This window comes from Sphingobium sp. TA15, assembly GCF_037101235.1.
GTDB lineage: Bacteria > Pseudomonadota > Alphaproteobacteria > Sphingomonadales > Sphingomonadaceae > Sphingobium > Sphingobium indicum.
This window is the reverse complement of the sequence record NZ_AP025355.1, coordinates 3,029,240-3,046,940: the sequence shown is the minus strand read 5'-3', so window position 1 is coordinate 3,046,940 and position 17,701 is coordinate 3,029,240. Positions and strand designations below refer to the sequence as shown.

Genomic DNA, 17,701 nt, shown 5'->3' with positions numbered 1-17,701 from the left:
ACTTTCTAGCCCACCCTTTTACCCCTCTTTATTACCCCTATTGTCGATCACCTTGGCCAAGCACAGCCGCGCCTGTCGGATCAGTTCTCATGCGTCGAGCTGGCCACGCAGATCGCCGAAGGTGGCAATGCCGCCGACCAATGTTAACGTCAGCATGGCGCTACCGCTACCTGCGGGACGGAGACGATCTGCGGTTCCATGTAGTTCCGCAGCCCGAGCAGGCCGTGCTCGCGGCCGATTCCCGAAGCCTTGGCCCCGCCAAGGGGAATCCCGCCGTCCGCGCCACCATGGCGGTTGACCCAGGCGGTGCCAACTTCCAGGCGACGCGCCAGTGCCGCGGCGCGGGCGGTATCCGCGCTCCATACCGATCCGCTAAGACCGAACGGCGACGCATTGGCGCGCTCCACTGCATCGTCGGCATCGTCGAAGCGCAGGATCGGCAGGATTGGCCCGAAAGGTTCCTCGTCCACCAGACGGCAGCCTTCGACCAGTCCGGTGACCACGGTCGGCCGAATGAAGTAGCCGGCGCCTTCCGGCGCCACGCCGCCGGCGACGATATGTGCATCCGGAATGGCACGTGTATCCGCCAGAAGAGCGAGGAGCTTTTCATATTGGGCGCGGTTCTGAACCGGCCCCATCTCGCTATCGGGCAGCATGCCGTCGCCAAGCCGAATCTCGTCAGCCAAACGGGCGAAGCGCCGCACCACTTCGTCGTGGATATCCGCGTGGACGTACAGCCGCTTTATCGCCATGCAGATCTGCCCGGCATTGTTGAATGCAGCGGCAAAAAGGGCTGGCACGACCTTGTCGAGATCCACGTCAGGCAGGACGATGGCGGCATCATTACCCCCCAGTTCCAGCGTCACCCGCGCAAAATTGGAGGCCGAGGCCTCGAGCACCCGTCGCCCGGTGGGACCGGAGCCGGTAAAGCTGATCTTGGCTATGGCTGGATCGGAGGTCAGCCAGGCGCCGAGTTCGTTGCCGCCCGATACGATATTCAGGACACCGGGAGGAAGAATGCCGAGCGACGCTTCACCCAACAGCAGCGTCGCCACCGGGGTGTAAGGCGATGGCTTGAGCACCATCGTATTGCCGGTATAGAGCGCTTGAGCGATCTTCTGCGCGGCGAGAATGACCGGCACGTTCCACGCGGTAATTCCGGCTACAACACCCAGGGGCCGATAGACCAGTTCGATCTTTTCGGCCGGGGTGTCGCGCAACAGTTGGGGTTTCATGTCGATGGTACAAATATCCTCGATCGCACGCACTGCATTGCCGATTTCGCTCAGCGCTCGTGACAGCGGCTTGCCCTGTTCCCTTGTCAGGGCTTCCGCGATCCTGTCGCGATCGCGGAGTATCGCTGCGGCAAAGTCCAAGAGACATGCCCGACGCTCATCGAACGAACGCGCCCGCCATGCCGGAAACGCCGCGCCGGCGGCGGCTATCGCGCGCGCCAGTTCCCCGCGAGTTGCATCGGGAACTATCGCGAAGGCGGCCTCGGTGGCCGGCGACAGCACCTCCATATCACGCTCTCCGGTGACGATCTCTCCTCCGACGAGTTGGCCGTAACGAGCAAGGCCGCCGGGCTGCGTTTCGTTCCTCCTGATCGGGCATGTCTCCACTGGCATCGGAACCTCATGTCGGGTATTTCAAGGTTTATAGATGTGCGTTTTCTAGCCTTGTTCCGCAGCCGTCAGCATGCGCGAAGCTGCTGGGATTGCGGTCAATTTTATCGGATAAAAACCCATATATATGTCCATTGTAGCTGGCCCAGGGCCGTACCGCAAGTCATCGAGAGGAGTTCGTGATGATCGGGTCCACGCGCACTCTTCTGGGCGGCGAGGTTTGGTCTGACGATAGCATGTCCGCCGCGGGGAATGGCCGCAATGACGAAAACGCTCCGGGCCGCAGCCCCTTCAGCGGATCGTCGAGCAGCTGTCGATGCAGGAAAACTTCCCATGCCACGGGAATTCTTTATTGACTATATAACTAGCCTTTTATATTTTTATGATAAATGAAGATGGTGGAGGGCCGGGAATGAGCGAATATCTTACCGAGGGACCGGACCTGTCGCGCACTTGTGTCGACGTGATGTTTGATGAGGGCATCGCCTGGGTGACGCTCAATCGCCCCGAAAAGCGCAATGCGATGAGTCCGACGCTGAATAGCGAGATGCTGGCCATCCTGGAGCAGCTCGAACTCGATCCCCGCTGCGGCGTGGTGGTCCTGACCGGTGCGGGAGACTCCTTTTCCGCCGGAATGGACCTGAAGGAATATTTTCGCGAAACCGATGGCCTGCCGCCCGCGCAGGTCAGGCGCATCCGCCAGACGGCTCAGGCTTGGCAATGGCGTACCCTGCAGCATTTCGGCAAGCCCACGATCGCAATGGTCAATGGCTGGTGCTTTGGCGGGGCCTTCACTCCGCTGGTGGCATGCGACCTCGCGATTGCCGCCAATGAGGCTGTCTTTGGTCTGTCCGAGATCAACTGGGGCATCATTCCGGGTGGAAACGTTACCAAAGCGATACAGGAACGGCTGCGGCCGCAGGATGCCGCGCTCTACATCATGACGGGGCGCAACTTCACCGGAGAAAAGGCGGCGCAAATGGGTCTCGTCGCTGAAGCGGTGCCGCTGACGGACCTGCGCGATCACACCCGCGCCCTGGCGCTGGAGCTCCTCTCGAAAAACCCGGTTGTCCTCAATGCCGCCAAGATTGCGTTGAAGAAAGTGGCGGACATGACTTGGGACGTGGCTGAAGACTATCTCGTCGCCAAGGGCGCGCAGACCAGGGTTGCCGACAAGACCGACGGGCGCAACAAGGGCATCACACAGTTCCTTGACGAGAAATCATACAAGCCGGGTCTGGAAGGCTATCGGCGTGACAAATGATGTCCTGGGCCGCACAAGCGCGGGCGCCCTGAACCTGGAGCGCCTGCTGCGTCCCCGGTCCGTTGCCATTGTTGGCGCCTCGGCCAACCCCGGCTCGACGGGGCGGCGGGTTCTGGCCAATCTCGAACGCTTTTCCTTTTCCGGTGAGATTCACCTTGTCAGCCGGCAGGGCGGCGAGATTGCGGGGCGTACCAGCGTCACCGACATCGCTGCATTGCCCATGGGCGTCGACCTGGCCGTGCTGGCCGTGCCCGGCACCGGCGTGCGGGATGCCGTCGCCCAGTGCGTCGCGCGCGGCATCGGTGCCGCGGTCGTCTATGCCTCCGGTTTTGCGGAAATGGGACCGGAAGGTCGGCGTGAACAGGAGGAGATCGCACGTATCGCGCGAGAGGGCGGCTTGGCGCTGGTCGGGCCGAACTGCATTGGCCTGACGAGCTTCGTCGATGGCACCCCTCTCTCTTTCGGCATACAGCAGCCTGCGGTCATCAACGATCCGGCGGTCGCAATTCTGGGCCAGAGCGGCGGCATGGTCGGCAACATCCGTCTGTCCTGTACGGCGCGCGCCTTGCCTGTGTCCTACACGATTTCGACCGGCAACGAGGCCGTGCTGACGATCAACGACTTCGTGGCGCATATCATTGACGACACCGTCACGCGCGTGATCGCGATCTTCGCGGAACAGCTTCGAGACCCTCAGCGCTTCCTCGCGCTCGCCCGGGATGCCTTCGCCGCGGGCAAGCGGATCGTCCTGATCCATCCCGGCCGGAGCATCCGGGCGCAGGAAGCCGCCGCCTCCCACACGGGGTCACTGGCTACCGATCATGCCGTGATGCAGACCCTGGTCACCAGCGCCGGCGTCATCCTCGTGAACGGCCTGGACGAGTTGACGGACGTCGTCGAATTGCTCCTGCGGACCCCCGATCTGCCGCAGGAAGGGCCGGCGATTCTGACTGAATCCGGCGCATTCAAGGGCCTCGCCGCGGATATATGCGCGGATCTGGGGCTCGACCTGCCGGACCTGTCGGTCAAGACCGGAGAGCGGCTGGCGTGCATATTGCCTGCCTTCGCCCATATATCCAACCCGTTGGATGTGACCGCTCAGGGCCTGCAACAACTGGATATCTATGGCCACGCGGTCTCGGCGCTTCTGGCCGATCCTGCTGTCGGTTCGGTGATCCTTGTTCTGATGCCCGGCTCGCCGGAATTTGGACTTAAAGTCGTCGAAGAAATCCTGCCGTCGATTGCTGGAGCCGCCAAGCCGGTGATCTACACGCTGCTTGGTGACAATAGTCCGATCGCACCTGAAATCGCCGGCAGATTGCGCGAAGCCGGAATTGCCTTTTTCCGGTCCCCGGAACGCGCCCTGCGGGCCGTGGCGAGACTATGGTCGGCAGCACGCACGCGGCCCCTCGCGCCACGCGATGACGGCATAGTCATCGATCTGCCCGCAACGACAGGGGTTCTTCCCGAGCACCGCGGAAAGGCTTTGCTGCGGGAAGCGGGCCTGCCGATCCCGACCGGACGCCTCGCCGTTTCAGCCGCCGACGCAGCGCTCGCCGCGTCCGAGATCGACGGCCCGGTCGCCCTGAAGGCCCAGTCCGCGGTTCTGACCCACAAGAGCGATCTTGGCGGCGTCAGCCTGAACTTATCGGACGAAGCCAGCGTGCTCGCCGCTTTCGCGACCCAGACCGCGGCGATTGCCAAACACCGCCCGGATGTCGTGCTGGACGGCGTGCTGGTTGAGGCGATGGCGCCCAAGGGCCACGAACTCGTTGTGTCGGTTCGTCGCGATACCGATTGGGGACCGGTGATGATGGTCGGTCTGGGAGGTGTGTGGATCGAAGCCCTGCATGACGTGGCGATGCTCAGTCCGGATAGCGACCGGCAAGACGTGCTTCGCGCGCTGAACGGACTAAAAGGCGGTTCGATCTTGCGAGGTTGGCGCGGTGAGCCTGCCGCAGATCTGGAGGCCGTGGTTGATACGGTAATCCAGCTTGGACGCATCATTCGAGGCAATCCCCGGATCGAGGAAATTGAGATTAATCCACTGTCGGTCCGCGATGCAGGGCAGGGCGCGACGGTCCTCGATGCACTCGTAACGCTGTCCTAGGCGGATCATGGCAGTGCGGAACATTCTGGCCTGTCCTGGGATGTCGCCCGGCGCAGCGACATCACGACCGCATTCCCCGCCTCGCCGGTTACATTATCCAGCGCGGACAAGGAGAAACCTCCCGATGACCAAGGCTTCATTCGTTCTCGCCGCCATATTGCTGCCGGTCGCCGCGCCGGCCCTCGCCGCGCCGCCTGAGCCGCCCATGGCCTTCGCCGTCTGCCGTTCGTGTCACTCGACCGAAGCGGGGCGTAACGGCGTCGGCCCCACATTGCGGGGAATTGTCGGCTCCAAGGCGGGAGCGGTGCCGGGTTATGCCTTCAGCCCGGCCTTGAAGAAGTCAGGCATCCGCTGGGACCGCGCCAGCCTCGACCGCTGGCTGCAAGGACCGATGAAGATGGTCCCCGGCACGAAGATGGTCATCCCGGTGACGGACCCGACCAAGCGCAAGGCTATCATCGACTATCTCGCCACGCTCAAATGACGAAAAGGGCCCTGCGCGCTTCGAGCGCAAGATCCTCTCATCGGGCAACAGAGCCCCACGCACGCCGTCGCGGCGCTGGGTCCGACACGTTCATTCATCAAGCCGAGAAACTCGGCGATGCTGGTCTCCACCATGCGGTATTCGATCAGGACGACGATTGGCCCACCGTGCGGCTCCACTAGGCGGCGTGGACAAATTCGGAATGTCGGGGAAAGGCCAATGGCGGACATCAGTTTCCGTCACCCCGGACGTGATTTACCGTCACCCCGGACTTGATCCGGGGTCCCGCTGCCTTGGGATAGGCGTGCACTCGGAAGAAAGCGGGACCCCGGATCAAGTCCGGGGTGACGAATAGGAGGGGCGTTCGCTATCCACTCAAATCACTCAGTCCGGCGAGTCTTGAATTTGTCCACGCTGCCTAGCACTTCGGTCCGAGGCTCTTCCAACTACTGAGCGGATCATGGTTGAGGTCCTCGACCCGAGGCAATGGCAAACGCAGTCCCGCCAGCACGCCCGCGACCTGAAATCCCGCCGCAATGAACAAGGATATCTCCACGCCCTGGTGATCGGCGAGAAGGCCGAAGAACCAGCTTCCCGCCGCCATGCCTCCGAAAGCCGCCATCTGGTAAAGGGCGAGCCCGCGAGCCACCACCCAGCGCGGCGCCGTCATCTGCACCGTGACATTGAAGGTGGAAAGCACCAACACCCAGCCCCCGCCTGCGCACAGCAGCGCGGGCAGGGTGATCGCCAGCGTCCCGCTCATGCCCGTCGTCGCCGTGCCGAGGGCAAGCGCGAGCGAGGCGATGCGCACGAGCCGCTCCGATGCTACCCGACGGCGCAGCCGGGTGCTGATGAAGGCTCCCCCCACCGCCCCCATGCCGAAGGCGCCGAGCAGTGCGCCATAGACGAGCGGCCCGCCCGTTATCAACTGACGCGCCACCACCGGCATCAGCGACGGAATAGCCGAAGCCGCCGAGCCGAACAGCAGCGCGCGTATCAGCACGGTCCGGAGATTGGGCGACGTGGCGACATAGCGCAGCCCCGCCCCTATCGCGTCACCTAGCCGCTCGCGCGGAAGCAGCCGGGGAGCGCGGGCCGGTCGCCAACGCGCCAGCACCGCGATCAATCCCACATAGCTGAGCGCGTTGACGAGGAACGCCGCCGCCGATCCGGCCGCCGCGACGATCGCACCGCCAACCGCCGGGCCTGCGCTGCGGGCGATGTTGAAGCCCATGGAATTGAACGTCACCGCGCCGAGAAGCAGCGGCTTGGGCACCATGTCGCCAACCGAGGCCTGCCAGGCCGGGGCGTTGAGCGCGGTGCCACAGCCGATCAGGAAGGTAAAGCCGAGCAACAGCCAGGGCGTAAGCACGCCCGACCAGGCGCAGAACGCCAGTGCCGTCGAAACGACCAGCATGAACCCCTGCGCACAGAGCATGACGACCCGGCGATCGAGATTGTCCGCCAGCGCGCCCGACCAGAGCGAGAGCAGCATGATCGGCAAGGTGTTGGACGACTGGACCAGCGCCACCAGCTCCCGCGAGCTGGTCAGCGACGTCATCAGCCAGGCGGCGCCGACCGACTGGATCAGACCGCCGAAATTGGAGATCAGGCTGGCCGTCCACACCATCCGATAAATCGGTATGCCGAATGGAGAAGCCGGGAGCGGTGCTTCCGCCGTCCCGCCTGAAGTTCCTGGCTCACTCATGGCACCTGATCCGCGCCCCTTTCCAAATCGCAGTCTGACAATAGCCCGGTCGCCGAAAGTCTTCTCGATCCCCGCATGCTCGATCCGCCATTCCAAGAGCGGCATTCAGCACCATGGAATCGATTACCTCACCAGGTTGGATCGAGATCTGCTTCTGAACGGAGTGCAATATGCCTGCCCGAACTTGTGCATCTCGAAGCGCTGGCGCGCCCCTCAACGCGATCTCGATCGCGCTCGGCCCCGGCGTCCGTACCTCACTGGCGGGTCTGGAGCTGGTGATATTTGAACTGGCGCCGCGCCTCGTCGAGTCGCATCCCGCCGCGACAGGCCTCGCGGATATGCTCCTCGGCCGCGTGGATTTCCTCGGCGGCGGCGAGCACCGCCTCCTCATGCGCGCGCGGGATCACCACCACCCCGTCCGGATCGCCGCGCATCAGATCGCCCGGCGCGACCCGCGCGCCGCCGATATTGACGACGCATTCCGTCCGCTCGACCTGCACGCGATCCTTGCCGGTGCGCATCCAGTGATCCTTGCTGAACACCGGATAGCCGAGCGTCCGGCAGAGATGCACGTCGCGATTGATGCCATCGATCACGGTTCCGGCGATACCACGCCGGTGGGCGATCTCGGTCAGGATGTCGCCCCAGATGGTCGCATCCTCGCGCCCGCCATTGTCGATCACGATCACCGCGCCCGGCGGCACATCGTCGATGAAGTCGCCGACCGTGCCGGGCGGGGTCGAGGCCGGGCCGCACAACAGGGTGAAGGCGCGCCCCGCCATGCGGAATTCCGGGTCCCGTCCCTTGATCTTATGGCATTGTCCGACGATGCCGAGCCGGTCGAGCGCGTCACTCAGCGTCGCCGTGTCCAGCCGTGCCGCGCGGGCGACGGCCATGTCATTCGTCTCGTTCATTTCATCGGCTCCGTCAGCATATGCTCGTAATTGCCGCCCATCACCTCGCTGATCGGGATGCCGGCCTCGATCGACTTGATCATCGCCGCCTCGCGCGCGGCGATATCCTCCGCCGCCGCCAGCACGCGCTCGACATCCGCCGGCTTCACCACGATCACCGCGCTATTGTCGGCGACGATATAGTCACCTGGCGACACCGTCAGGTCTCCGATCGAGACATCGATGTTCGTCCCCTGATCGACGACGCGGCCCCGCGCCGTGAAGCTGGTTGTCTTGTTGGTGAAGATCGGGAATCCAAGCTCGCGCGCCTCGTCGATGTCGCGCACCGGCCCGTCTGCGACGACGCCGACCACGCCGCGGTTGATGGCGCCCCGGGTCAACAGGCCGCCCCAGCAGCCGGCCTCGACGCCGCTCCTCTGCTCCACCACGATGATGCTCAGCGAATCCGACGCCTCGATCGCGGTCGTGCCGAGGTGGCGCGCTGGCCCCGGCGGCGGATCGCCCGGCGCGACGCGGAAGGTCACCGCGATGCCGGCAATGCGCCCGGCGCCCGAGCGCTGCGGCAAATGGGTGACCGCGCCCTTGATTCGGAGGCGGTCCAGCGCGTCCGACAGCGCGCAACAATCGACGCGCGCGAGCCGTTCGACAATCTCAGCCGGTGCAATCATGGGACGGATCTCCTCTCTCCCGGCGCAACCGGGCCATGTTCTTATAACAGTCCCCCGCCTCTGGATTCAATCAATGAAATAGTCTAATGCTTTTTATAGCAAGGAGCCATGATGACCACCCACCTTCCCACCGTCACGCCGCCGCGCAGGCCATTGCCGCCAGGCGCGTGCGACGCACATGCCCATGTTTTCGGCCCCTATGCGCGCTTCCCGCTGGGGGAGGTCCGAAGCTACACGCCGCCGGAGGCGACCGCCGATGATCACCAGGCGATGCTGGACGTCCTGGGCTTTCAGCGCGCGGTGATCGTCCAGCCGACCGCCTATGGCGACGACAATCGCTGCATCATGGATGCGGTCGCGCGCGATCCGGAACGGCGGCGCGCCATCGGCGTGGCGACCGGCGAGGCGAGCGCCGACCGTCTCGCCGCGCTCGCCGCCGGCGGGGTCGCGGGGCTGCGCTTCGTCGAACTCATCTCGCAACGGTACGCCGGGCGCCCCAAGGGTTCGAGCGGTTTCGCCGATCTCGAACGGCTCGCGCCGGCGATGCGCGCATATGGCATCCACGCGCAATTGTTCGCCAAGACCGAGACCTATGCCGAATGGATGCCGCGGCTGCTCGCGCTCGACTTGCCGCTGGTGCTCGATCATATGGCGGCGGCCGGCGCCCCGACGGTCGCGGCGGACGATCCGCTGTTCGACGCGGTGCTCGGTCCGCTGCGCGAGGGCCGCATCTGGGTTAAGCTCGCCGTGATCCGCCATTCCGCCAACCCGCCGCTCTATGCCGACGCGCGGCCCTTTCACGATGCCTTCATGGCCGCGAACGGAGACCGCCTGCTCTGGGGCACGGACTGGCCGCTGGTAAACATGGAGAACCGGCCCGATCCCGGTCGCCTCATCGATCTGTTCGATGCCTGGACGCCGGACGAGACGGCGCGCCGCAAGGTGTTTGTGGATAATCCCCTCGCCCTTTACGGTTTCACCGCCTAAGCCGGCCAGCCTCTATTCCATCGTGTATAGGGCGAATTTCTTGGGACCGGCGCCTTCGTCCGCGAAGGACGCGGCGAGCATCGCCGGCTGTCGGGCGAAGTCCGCTTCCCACGCCGCCAGCGCCGGACGCCCCTCGCGCCAGTTCTCGCCCGGCGGACGGAAATCGAGATAGGAGAGCGCCACGCCGACCGCGATCGCGCCGATCGTCAGGCCCGCATGTTCGAGCAGCGGCGCGTCCGCCTCCATCCGGTCGAGGGCGGCCCGCATCTTCGCGGCATAGGCCAGCCGGTGGGCAGGCGAGCGATGCCCCTCGCCCCGGAATTCCTCGTCACGGCGCAATATCGCCGCGTCGACCATGCCGTCGGCGAGGCTCTGCCAAGTCAGCGCCCGCCAGCGAGCGCCGGGTTCCGAGGGGAATATCCCGCCGCCGCCCGCCAGCGCGTCCAGATACTCGCAGATCACCCGGGAATCATAGAGCCGCTCGCCGGTGTCGGTGATGAGCGTGGGTATCTTGTTGAGCGGATTGTCCGCCATCAGATCGTCATTGAGCCGGGCCGGGCCGACCCGGCTGCGCGCCAGCTCAATCCGGTCGGCCAGCCCCAACGCATGGGCGCTGACCATAACCTTCCGCACGAACGGCGCGCTGGGCGACCAATGGAGTTTCATCGCATCCTTCCTCGAACCCGCCAATGGAAAAGCCCCCCCTTACCCCTTCCCTATTCCATCGGCTCGGCGTCCGTTCCGATGCCAAAATCTTCCCGCGTCACCCCAGCCGCGCGCCAGATCGATTCCAGCACCTCGGTCGGCTGGCCATATTGATAGGGATAGGCCCGGAGGTGGCGCCCCAGCACCGGATGGGCGACCAGCTTCTCGCGCGGCATGCCGCTGCGATAGCGCTCGGCGTGGACAAGCGGCAGCGGGATGTTCTTCGCCAGGGCCGGATCGCGGATGATGCCCTTGGGATCCTCGCCCCGCGCCACCGCCTCCATGTCGGCGAACAGCTGGCGGCGCATCAGGCCGATGCCGAGATCGCTGCGGCCAAGCCGCTCCTTGGTACGATCCGCGATCCGCCCCTGGCCGACCCAGGCGATGAAATCCTGGTTCATCACATGACTGGAGATCCAGTTCCCCTCCGCGTCGGTCACCGGCCCGCGCCAATAGGGGATGCGCTCCTGGACGAAGGGCTCGCTCTCGATGGGCATGCGCTGGAACGACCAGGCGACCGACAGGCTGTTCTCGTCATCCACCGGCACGCGCCATTCGAAATGGTCGCCCAGGAAGATGCCGATCGGCCAGATCATCGCGCGGCCGACCGACCAGAGATCATGCTCCTCGTCAGTGTCCTCGCGGATGCGCTTGTAGAGGAAGCCGTGCTCGAACTCCTCGAAGCCGATCTTGAGATGGCGGGGGGCATAGGGGCCCTCCTCGCCCTTGAGCCGGACGCTCCAGTTCGAGTGCATCCACTCGAAATGCACGGGATCGATCGAGTTCTCCTGGCACTGGGCCCAGTTGCAGGGGATGTCGGAGAGGATGATCTGCCGGAAGCCGTTGGGCCAGTTGAACGCCTCATATTCCGGCAGCTCGGGCGCGGGCGACGGACCGAGATAGGCCCAGATCAGCCCGCCGAGGGCGCGCACCGGATAAGCCGTGATCGACACCTTGTCGCGGGTGCCGCCGCCAAGGACGGTGTCCTCATAGGGCTGCTCGAGGCAGGCGCCCTGCTCGTCGAACAGCCAGCCATGATAGTTGCAGCGGATGCCGCACTTCTCCACGAAGCCATAGGAGAGGTCGGCGCGGCGATGGGGGCAATGCCGATCGGTGAGGCCGAGCTGTCCGCCCAGGTCGCGATACAGGACCAGATCCTCGCCCATCAGCCGCACGGCCTTGACCGGCTTTTTATCCAGTTCGCCCTCGGCGGCGATCGGCATCCAGTAGCGGCGCAGCAATTCACCCATGGGGGTGCCAGGGCCCACCTGGGTCAACTGGCGGTTCTTCTCCTCGCTAAGCATGAGCCTCCTCGCATATGGTTTATTCGGTGGATGGATGAATCGCGGCGGCGTCAGTCCCGGCCTGTCCGGCGAAAGGATCGGTCGCGCCCTCGGGCAAATCGAAGGCGTGCGCGTTGAGCGTCATTGCCACCAACGCATAATAGCCGATCAGCGCGGTCAGTTCGACTACGCCCGTCACCCCGTAGACCGCCTGGACGGCGCGGTGCGCCGCGTCGGTGACGGAGTGGTCGCGCTGAAGCTGGTTGGTGAATTCGTAGATCGCCTCGTCGGCCGAATCGTCGAAATCCGGCCTCTGCTCCATGCGGAGCGCGTTCACGATCCCGGCGGGAAGGCCGGCCGCCAGCGCATGCGGCTCATGCTGGAACCACTCGAACGAACAGTTCCAGACACGCGCCGTCACGAGGATGGCGAGCTCGCTATGCCGCTTGGTGAGCGAGGTGCGGAAGCGCAGCAATTCGCCGAACCGCTGCCATTTGTCGGCAAGTTCGGGATTGTGCAGCGCTGCGCGGAGCGGGCCGACCAGCCCTCCGCGCGGGCCGCTCACGATCGCTTCATACACCGCGCGCTGGGCGGGATTCATGGTCGCGAATTCAGGAAACGGAATGCGCGGCACTACGCTCTCCACTCTGGGTAGGCAGTTATGGCTGCTTGTTCAGCCGCCCCGAACAACGTCCGTCGGCCGAGGTAAAAACCTCATAGGCCATCTTTATGGCCTATGTCGATAATAATTTGCGCCGCCATGGTATATCCGCGCGTTTTCGCGGAATTTCCCTATTTATTTGAGCTTGATGTCCAACCGGACGACATCGCCCCGATAGGTGCCGTCGGACACCATCACCAGCCGGCCGCTATCGCTGATAACCGTGCGATGCACATAAGCCACGGGCACGTTGAGCGGCACCTGGAGCCCCTTTGCGGTCAGCACGTCGGCCGCGCCGATGGTCAGCGTCTGGCTGGCGCCGGCGATCTTCAGGCCGCGGATGTCCGCCACCAGGCTAAGCGCCGTCTTCGTCACCAGATCTTCATGCGAGATGCGCTTGCAGAGCGCCTCGTCGAGATAGGTGTCGGCCAGCAGGAAGGGCTTGCCCTCCCGCCAATGACGGCGGCGGAAGCGGCGATAGCTGCGCGCGCGCTCGCCATCGCTCTGGATGATGTTCGGCGGCTGGTGGCCGGTTTCCTCCGAGAGCAGCTCGATGGTCGCGCCGGAACGCGAGCGCAAAAGTCCCGACCAGTCGGTCTCGACCTCGCACCAGAGTTGCTCCTGGGGCCGATAAGTAACGAAAGTGCCCTTGGCGCGATAGCGTTCGATGAGACCTTCGCCGTTCAAGATGCCGAGCGCCTGGCGGACAGTGGCGCGCGCCACGCCATATTCGGCGGCCAGTTCCTCGACCGTGGGAATTTGGGAACCGACCTGCCACTCCCCGGACGCGATCATGCGCCGGAACAATGTACTGAGCTGCAGATAACGGGGGATCCCCGTTCCATCTGCGCCGAGGGGGCCTCCTGTGTTCTCTGTGTCTTGCAGCATTAGGTGTTTATAGCAGCCAATTGGATTAGAGCAACCGTGCGCGTTCCGCAGTTCCCGGTGCGGCGCGTGAGCCTTTGACAAACACACATAAGGACAGTGTAATAGCTTAATGATCCGAATCGAGGCTCAGAGGGACGCGGAAAACGCGCCGGCGCGCGCGCCGAAGGTCGGCCTGCCATGGCCCGTGCTGCTGCACTGGAGTCCGAAATCACCCTTCGTCCGCAAGGTGGCGATCGCGATCGCGGAATGCGGCCTCGACGCCCGGATTCGGCGCCAGCGCACCGTCGTCGAGCGGCTGAACCCCGACACCGCCTATATGAAGCGCCATCCGCTCGGCACCATTCCGATGCTCGAACTGGAGGATGGCGCGATGCTCCACGATTCCGCCGTCATCTGCGAGTATCTGACGATCCTGCGGCCCGCGCCCGTCCTTCTCCCGACAGGGGGGTGGGCGCGATTCGAGGTGCTGCGCCGGCAGGCGCTGGCCGACGGCATGCTCGACGCGCTGCTGCTCTGGCGGCAAGAACGCATCCGCCCCCAGGAGCAGCAGAGCGCCGCGTTCCACACGGCCTATGCGCTCAAGGCGCGGGTCGCGCTCGACGCGCTGGAGGCGGAGGCGAGCCGCTGGCCGGACGCGCTCGATCTCGGGCAGATCGCCGCCGGCTCGGCGCTGGCCTATCTCGACCTGCGCTTCTCCTTTCTTGCCTGGCGCCAGGGCCGCGACGCGCTCGCCGCCTGGCATGACCGCTTCGAGGCGCGGCCCAGCGCGGTCGCCAACCGACTCGCACTGGATTGATTGACAGGAAGGATTTTCGTGGCCAGCCCCCTTTCGCATCTGCGCGTGCTCGACCTCAGCCGTATCCTGGCGGGTCCATTTTGCGGCCAGATCCTCGCCGATCTCGGCGCGGACGTGATCAAGGTCGAGCGACCGGAAGGCGGCGACGACACGCGCGGCTGGGGTCCGCCCTTCCTGCCGGGCGCTGATGGCGACCGGGGCGACGCCGGCTATTTCCTCGCCTGCAACCGCGGCAAGCGCTCGATCCGCGCGGATCTCGCGACGCCAAAGGGGCAGGCGCTGGTGAAGGCGTTGGCCGCCCGGTCCGACATCGTGCTGGAGAATTACAAGACCGGCGGCCTCGCCAAATTCGGGCTGGATTATGAAGGGCTGAAGGCGGTGAAGCCCGACATTGTCTATTGCTCGATCACCGGCTTCGGCCAGGATGGTCCGCGCGCCTCCCAGGCCGCCTATGACTTCATGATCCAGGCAATGGGCGGGCTGATGAGCGTCACCGGGGAGGCGGACGGCTTTCCCGGCGCGGGCCCGCAGAAGGTGGGCGTGCCGGTGGTCGACCTGATGACCGGCATGTACGCCGCGATCGCCGTGCTCGCCGCCATCGCCCGCCGCGATGAGACGGGTCAAGGCGAATATATCGATATCGGCATGCTCGACGTGGCGGTCGGGTCGCTTTGCAACCAGGCGCAGAATTATTTTGTCTCAGGCAAGACGCCGATGCGCGCCGGCAACCGCCACCCCAACATCCAGCCGCAGGATGTCTTCCCCTGCGCGGATGGCCATGTCGTGATCGTCGTCGGCAATGACGGGCAATATGCCAAGTTCTGCGAGGCGATCGGGCGGCCGGAACTGATCGAGGACGCACGCTTCCTCACCAATGGCGATCGCGTCCGCAATCTCGACCAACTCATGCCCGAACTGATCGCCGCCCTGTCGGCGGATACGATGAAGGGCTGGGTCGCGCGGCTGGAGTCGGCGGGCGTGCCCTGTGCGCCGATCAACACCGTGCCCGACGTGCTGGCCGATCCGCAAGTGAGGCATCGCGAGATGCTCGTGCATCTCGATCATCCGGTGTCGGGCCGCCTCGCCATGCTGGCCAGCCCCATGCGATTCCGGAACGCGCCGGTGGCGTACCGGCGCGCGCCGCCGCTCCTCGGCGAGCATGACAAGGAAATTCTCGCCGAACTGGGCCTCTGATACACCTTATATCATCATATAGACTATCATTATGATCTTTTTGATGGTAACAGCCTGAAAGGCAAAAGAGGGAGCGGATATGTCGCAGATGTCCAAAGGAGAAAGCGTGATCGCCGAGGCGCCGATGAACGCCTTCTCGATAGCAATCGTCCTCCTGTGCTGCATCGTCAACATCGCCGACGGACTCGATTTCGCCACCCTGGTCCAGGCGGCGCCGGTGATCAGCCACGCCTGGGCAGTGAACCCGCGGATGCTGGGCGTGCTGTTCGCCTCAACCGCGATCGGCATGGCGGTGGGCGCGTTCGTGGTGGCGCCGCAGGCGGACAGGTTCGGGCGGCGCACGATCCTGCTTTCGGCGCTGGCGCTGAACGCCGTGGTCATGCTGCTCAGCGCGGCGGCCGGCAGCGTCCACGAACTCTTGGCGCTGCGCTTCTTCACCGGCATCGGCGTGGGCTCGCTGATGGCCAATCTCAACGTACTGGTCATCGAATATGCGAACCGCAAATGGGGTAATTTCTTCCTTTCGGTGATGCACCTCTGCTATGCGCTCGGCGTCACCTTCGCGTCCCAGATCGGCTATTGGTTCGTCGCCGATCATGGCTGGCAGATATTGTTCATCGTCGGCGGCCTGTTCAATCTGGTCATCCTCGTCGCCGTGTTCCTCTGGCTGCCGGAATCGATGCAGTTCCTGCTCGCCGCCCAGCCGCGCGGCGCGCTCGAGCGGGTCAACCGCGTCCGCCGTCGCCTGGGCGTCGAGCCGCTCGACGCGCTGCCGGCGATCACCGGCGGGGGCCGGGCGCGGACGCGCATCGCCGATCTGATCGGGCCGGGGATGATCGCGGGCAGCGTGCTCCTCTGGGTGGCCTCGCTCGGCTATTCGGTCGTCGGCTTCTATCATCTGAGCTGGACGCCGAAGGTGCTGGACGACGCAGGCCTGCCGACGCGCCTCGCGCTGCTGGCGGGCACGTTCACCAGCATCTTCTCGATCCTCGGCAACCTGTCGATGGGCTATTTCTCGGCGATCGTCAGCGCGGCGCGGCTGACGGCGATCTATTTCGCCGGCGCGGCGACATCCTTCCTGCTGTTCGGATTGAACACGGGCGATCCCTATGTGATGCTGACGATCGCGCCGGTGATCAGCTTCTTCGCGCAAGGCGCGTTCAGCGGCCTGATGATCAACGCGACGCGCTATTATCCGGCGACGATGCGCGCGGCCGGCGTGGGCTTCGTGGTCGGCTTCGGCCGCTTCGGGGCGGTCGCGGGGCCGCTGGTGGGCGGCATCGTTCTTGGCGCGGGCGGCGGGCTGCTGCCGCTCTACGCCGCGCTCGCGGTGGTCGCGGCGGTCGCCGCCGCCTGTATTTTCATCGTCAGCCGGTTCCATGGCCCGGCACCGGCGACGGCATGATCCTCGGAGATAGATGATGGCACGGCTTACTCACGGTCTCGGCTCCTCGCACACCCCCATGCTCAACATGCGCGACGGCGATTGGGCGCGGTTCGAGGAGCGCGACATCCCAGGCAAGTTCCTCGACAAGGAAGGGCGTCCGGCGACCTACGCCATGCTGCTGGAACGCGCGGACAAGGCGCTGCGCGACCATATCACGCCCGCGCTGCTCGACGAGCGCATGCGCGCCGCCAAGCGGGGGGTCGAGCGGATCAGGGCGGCGATCGTCGCCTCCGGCATCGACACGCTGATCGTCATCGGCGACGACCAGGCCGAGCTTTACACCAACGACAATCTGCCGAGCATCCTCATCTATTATGGCGAGACGATCCGCAACAACCCGCGCCACAAGGGCAATCCCAACCCGCTCGAATGGTGGCAGAACGCGCGCGGCGGCTATTATGTGGACGAGGGCGAGACCGACTTCCCGGTCGACGCCGGGCTTGCGCGCCACATGATCGCCCGGCTGGTCGATGATGAATTCGACATCTCCACCGCCAACCGGCTGCGCGACGGCGAGGGCGAGGGCCATGCCTTCGGCTTCGTCCACCGTCAGTTGATGGACGAGGCCAACCCGCTGCCGATCGTGCCGCTGGCGCTCAACACCTATTATGCGCCCAACCAGCCGACGCCGCGCCGTTGCTATGCGCTCGGCCAGGCGATACGCCGGGCGGTCGAAAGCTATCCGGAGGACATCAAGGTCGGCGTCATCGCCTCGGGCGGCCTCAGCCATTTCGTGGTCGACGAAGAGTTGGACCGCGGCCTGATCGAGGCGATCCGCGCCAAGGATGTCGCCGCTCTCACGAGCATGGATCGGGCGAAGCTCAATTCAGGCAGCTCGGAAATCCGCAACTGGATCGCTACGGCCGGCGCGTGCGAACATCTCGACCTCGCCTGGTCGGAATATCTGCCCTGCTACCGCACCGAAGCGGGCACGGGCACGGGCGTTTGCTTCGCCGAGTGGCATTGA

At 64.9% G+C, this 17,701-nt stretch carries 15 protein-coding genes and 1 pseudogene; 8 read left to right on the top strand and 8 right to left on the bottom strand.

All coding sequences use genetic code 11. The annotated features are described in order from the left end of the window. Nucleotides 1-149: 149 nt before the first annotated feature. Nucleotides 150-1,628: an aldehyde dehydrogenase family protein gene (locus Sj15T_RS14970; RefSeq protein WP_013038876.1), complete on the bottom strand. Its 1,479-nt coding sequence runs from the start codon at nucleotides 1,626-1,628 to the stop codon at nucleotides 150-152. A 409-nt stretch (nucleotides 1,629-2,037) separates the two neighbouring features. Here Sj15T_RS14970 and Sj15T_RS14965 point away from each other — a divergent pair, with 409 nt between their 5' ends. From Sj15T_RS14965 to Sj15T_RS14955, 3 genes are all read left to right on the top strand, one after another. Further along, a complete protein-coding gene (locus tag Sj15T_RS14965) occupies nucleotides 2,038-2,889 on the top strand; it encodes a p-hydroxycinnamoyl CoA hydratase/lyase (RefSeq protein WP_013038875.1) in 852 nt (283 codons plus the stop codon). Beyond that, nucleotides 2,879-4,999 carry an acetate--CoA ligase family protein gene (locus tag Sj15T_RS14960; RefSeq protein ID WP_013038874.1) on the top strand — a complete coding sequence of 707 codons (2,121 nt, stop codon included), beginning with the start codon at nucleotides 2,879-2,881 and terminating at the stop codon, nucleotides 4,997-4,999. Before Sj15T_RS14965 ends, Sj15T_RS14960 begins: the two co-directional genes overlap by 11 nt. A 124-nt stretch (nucleotides 5,000-5,123) precedes the next feature. Continuing rightward, entirely contained in the window at nucleotides 5,124-5,483 is a 360-nt protein-coding gene (locus tag Sj15T_RS14955; protein WP_013038873.1) for a c-type cytochrome, read from the top strand. Nucleotides 5,484-5,922: 439 nt separating this feature from the next. Here Sj15T_RS14955 and Sj15T_RS14950 read toward each other — a convergent pair. The 3 genes and pseudogenes from Sj15T_RS14950 to Sj15T_RS14940 form a co-directional block, all read right to left on the bottom strand. Continuing rightward, nucleotides 5,923-7,191: pseudogene (locus Sj15T_RS14950) on the bottom strand (MFS transporter); the annotation flags it as partial. 254 nt (nucleotides 7,192-7,445) lie between these two features. After that, the gene (locus tag Sj15T_RS14945; RefSeq protein WP_013038871.1) at nucleotides 7,446-8,105 is read right to left on the bottom strand and encodes an RraA family protein; all 660 of its coding nucleotides are present in this window, start codon (nucleotides 8,103-8,105) and stop codon (nucleotides 7,446-7,448) included. Then, complete coding sequence (locus Sj15T_RS14940; RefSeq protein WP_013038870.1) at nucleotides 8,102-8,773, bottom strand: dimethylmenaquinone methyltransferase; 672 nt, start codon at nucleotides 8,771-8,773, stop codon at nucleotides 8,102-8,104. Before Sj15T_RS14940 ends, Sj15T_RS14945 begins: the two co-directional genes overlap by 4 nt. Nucleotides 8,774-8,884: 111 nt before the next feature. Here Sj15T_RS14940 and Sj15T_RS14935 point away from each other — a divergent pair, with 111 nt between their 5' ends. Then, nucleotides 8,885-9,760 (top strand): amidohydrolase family protein, encoded by an 876-nt coding sequence (locus tag Sj15T_RS14935; protein ID WP_338756131.1) that lies wholly within the window; start codon nucleotides 8,885-8,887, stop codon nucleotides 9,758-9,760. A gap of 12 nt (nucleotides 9,761-9,772) precedes the next feature. On the opposite strand, the gene Sj15T_RS14930 is transcribed toward Sj15T_RS14935, so the two are convergent. The 4 genes from Sj15T_RS14930 to Sj15T_RS14915 form a co-directional block, all read right to left on the bottom strand. Next, complete coding sequence (locus tag Sj15T_RS14930; RefSeq protein ID WP_013038868.1) at nucleotides 9,773-10,426, bottom strand: glutathione S-transferase N-terminal domain-containing protein; 654 nt, start codon at nucleotides 10,424-10,426, stop codon at nucleotides 9,773-9,775. Between the two features lie 50 nt (nucleotides 10,427-10,476). Then, nucleotides 10,477-11,769, bottom strand: a complete 1,293-nt coding sequence (locus Sj15T_RS14925) for an aromatic ring-hydroxylating dioxygenase subunit alpha (RefSeq protein ID WP_013038867.1) — start codon at nucleotides 11,767-11,769, stop codon at nucleotides 10,477-10,479. A 19-nt stretch (nucleotides 11,770-11,788) separates the two neighbouring features. Next, the gene (locus Sj15T_RS14920) at nucleotides 11,789-12,313 is read right to left on the bottom strand and encodes a carboxymuconolactone decarboxylase family protein (protein ID WP_235182174.1); all 525 of its coding nucleotides are present in this window, start codon (nucleotides 12,311-12,313) and stop codon (nucleotides 11,789-11,791) included. Between the two features lie 231 nt (nucleotides 12,314-12,544). Next, nucleotides 12,545-13,297 carry a GntR family transcriptional regulator gene (locus Sj15T_RS14915; protein WP_257787143.1) on the bottom strand — a complete coding sequence of 251 codons (753 nt, stop codon included), beginning with the start codon at nucleotides 13,295-13,297 and terminating at the stop codon, nucleotides 12,545-12,547. 109 nt (nucleotides 13,298-13,406) lie between these two features. Here Sj15T_RS14915 and Sj15T_RS14910 point away from each other — a divergent pair, with 109 nt between their 5' ends. The 4 genes from Sj15T_RS14910 to Sj15T_RS14895 all read left to right on the top strand — a co-directional run bounded on the left by Sj15T_RS14910 (nucleotide 13,407) and on the right by Sj15T_RS14895 (nucleotide 17,701). After that, a complete protein-coding gene (locus tag Sj15T_RS14910; RefSeq protein WP_013038865.1) occupies nucleotides 13,407-14,093 on the top strand; it encodes a glutathione S-transferase family protein in 687 nt (228 codons plus the stop codon). 18 nt (nucleotides 14,094-14,111) lie between these two features. Continuing rightward, nucleotides 14,112-15,287 (top strand): CaiB/BaiF CoA-transferase family protein, encoded by a 1,176-nt coding sequence (locus Sj15T_RS14905; protein ID WP_013038864.1) that lies wholly within the window; start codon nucleotides 14,112-14,114, stop codon nucleotides 15,285-15,287. A gap of 79 nt (nucleotides 15,288-15,366) precedes the next feature. Next, complete coding sequence (locus tag Sj15T_RS14900; RefSeq protein WP_013038863.1) at nucleotides 15,367-16,692, top strand: MFS transporter; 1,326 nt, start codon at nucleotides 15,367-15,369, stop codon at nucleotides 16,690-16,692. A 16-nt stretch (nucleotides 16,693-16,708) separates the two neighbouring features. Next, a complete protein-coding gene (locus Sj15T_RS14895; RefSeq protein ID WP_253720675.1) occupies nucleotides 16,709-17,701 on the top strand; it encodes an extradiol ring-cleavage dioxygenase in 993 nt (330 codons plus the stop codon).

What these genes read in the sequence shown, in the direction of transcription:
- Sj15T_RS14945 (WP_013038871.1), bottom strand. Translation starts at nt 8,105, where the DNA reads ATGAACGAGACGAATGACATGGCCGTCGCCCGCGCGGCACGGCTGGAC.
- Sj15T_RS14970 (WP_013038876.1), bottom strand. Translation starts at nt 1,628, where the DNA reads ATGCCAGTGGAGACATGCCCGATCAGGAGGAACGAAACGCAGCCCGGC.
- Sj15T_RS14900 (WP_013038863.1), top strand. Translation starts at nt 15,367, where the DNA reads ATGTCGCAGATGTCCAAAGGAGAAAGCGTGATCGCCGAGGCGCCGATG.
- Sj15T_RS14925 (WP_013038867.1), bottom strand. Translation starts at nt 11,769, where the DNA reads ATGCTTAGCGAGGAGAAGAACCGCCAGTTGACCCAGGTGGGCCCTGGC.
- Sj15T_RS14955 (WP_013038873.1), top strand. Translation starts at nt 5,124, where the DNA reads ATGACCAAGGCTTCATTCGTTCTCGCCGCCATATTGCTGCCGGTCGCC.
- Sj15T_RS14940 (WP_013038870.1), bottom strand. Translation starts at nt 8,773, where the DNA reads ATGATTGCACCGGCTGAGATTGTCGAACGGCTCGCGCGCGTCGATTGT.
- Sj15T_RS14930 (WP_013038868.1), bottom strand. Translation starts at nt 10,426, where the DNA reads ATGAAACTCCATTGGTCGCCCAGCGCGCCGTTCGTGCGGAAGGTTATG.
- Sj15T_RS14915 (WP_257787143.1), bottom strand. Translation starts at nt 13,297, where the DNA reads ATGCTGCAAGACACAGAGAACACAGGAGGCCCCCTCGGCGCAGATGGA.
- Sj15T_RS14895 (WP_253720675.1), top strand. Translation starts at nt 16,709, where the DNA reads ATGGCACGGCTTACTCACGGTCTCGGCTCCTCGCACACCCCCATGCTC.
- Sj15T_RS14910 (WP_013038865.1), top strand. Translation starts at nt 13,407, where the DNA reads ATGATCCGAATCGAGGCTCAGAGGGACGCGGAAAACGCGCCGGCGCGC.
- Sj15T_RS14965 (WP_013038875.1), top strand. Translation starts at nt 2,038, where the DNA reads ATGAGCGAATATCTTACCGAGGGACCGGACCTGTCGCGCACTTGTGTC.
- Sj15T_RS14935 (WP_338756131.1), top strand. Translation starts at nt 8,885, where the DNA reads ATGACCACCCACCTTCCCACCGTCACGCCGCCGCGCAGGCCATTGCCG.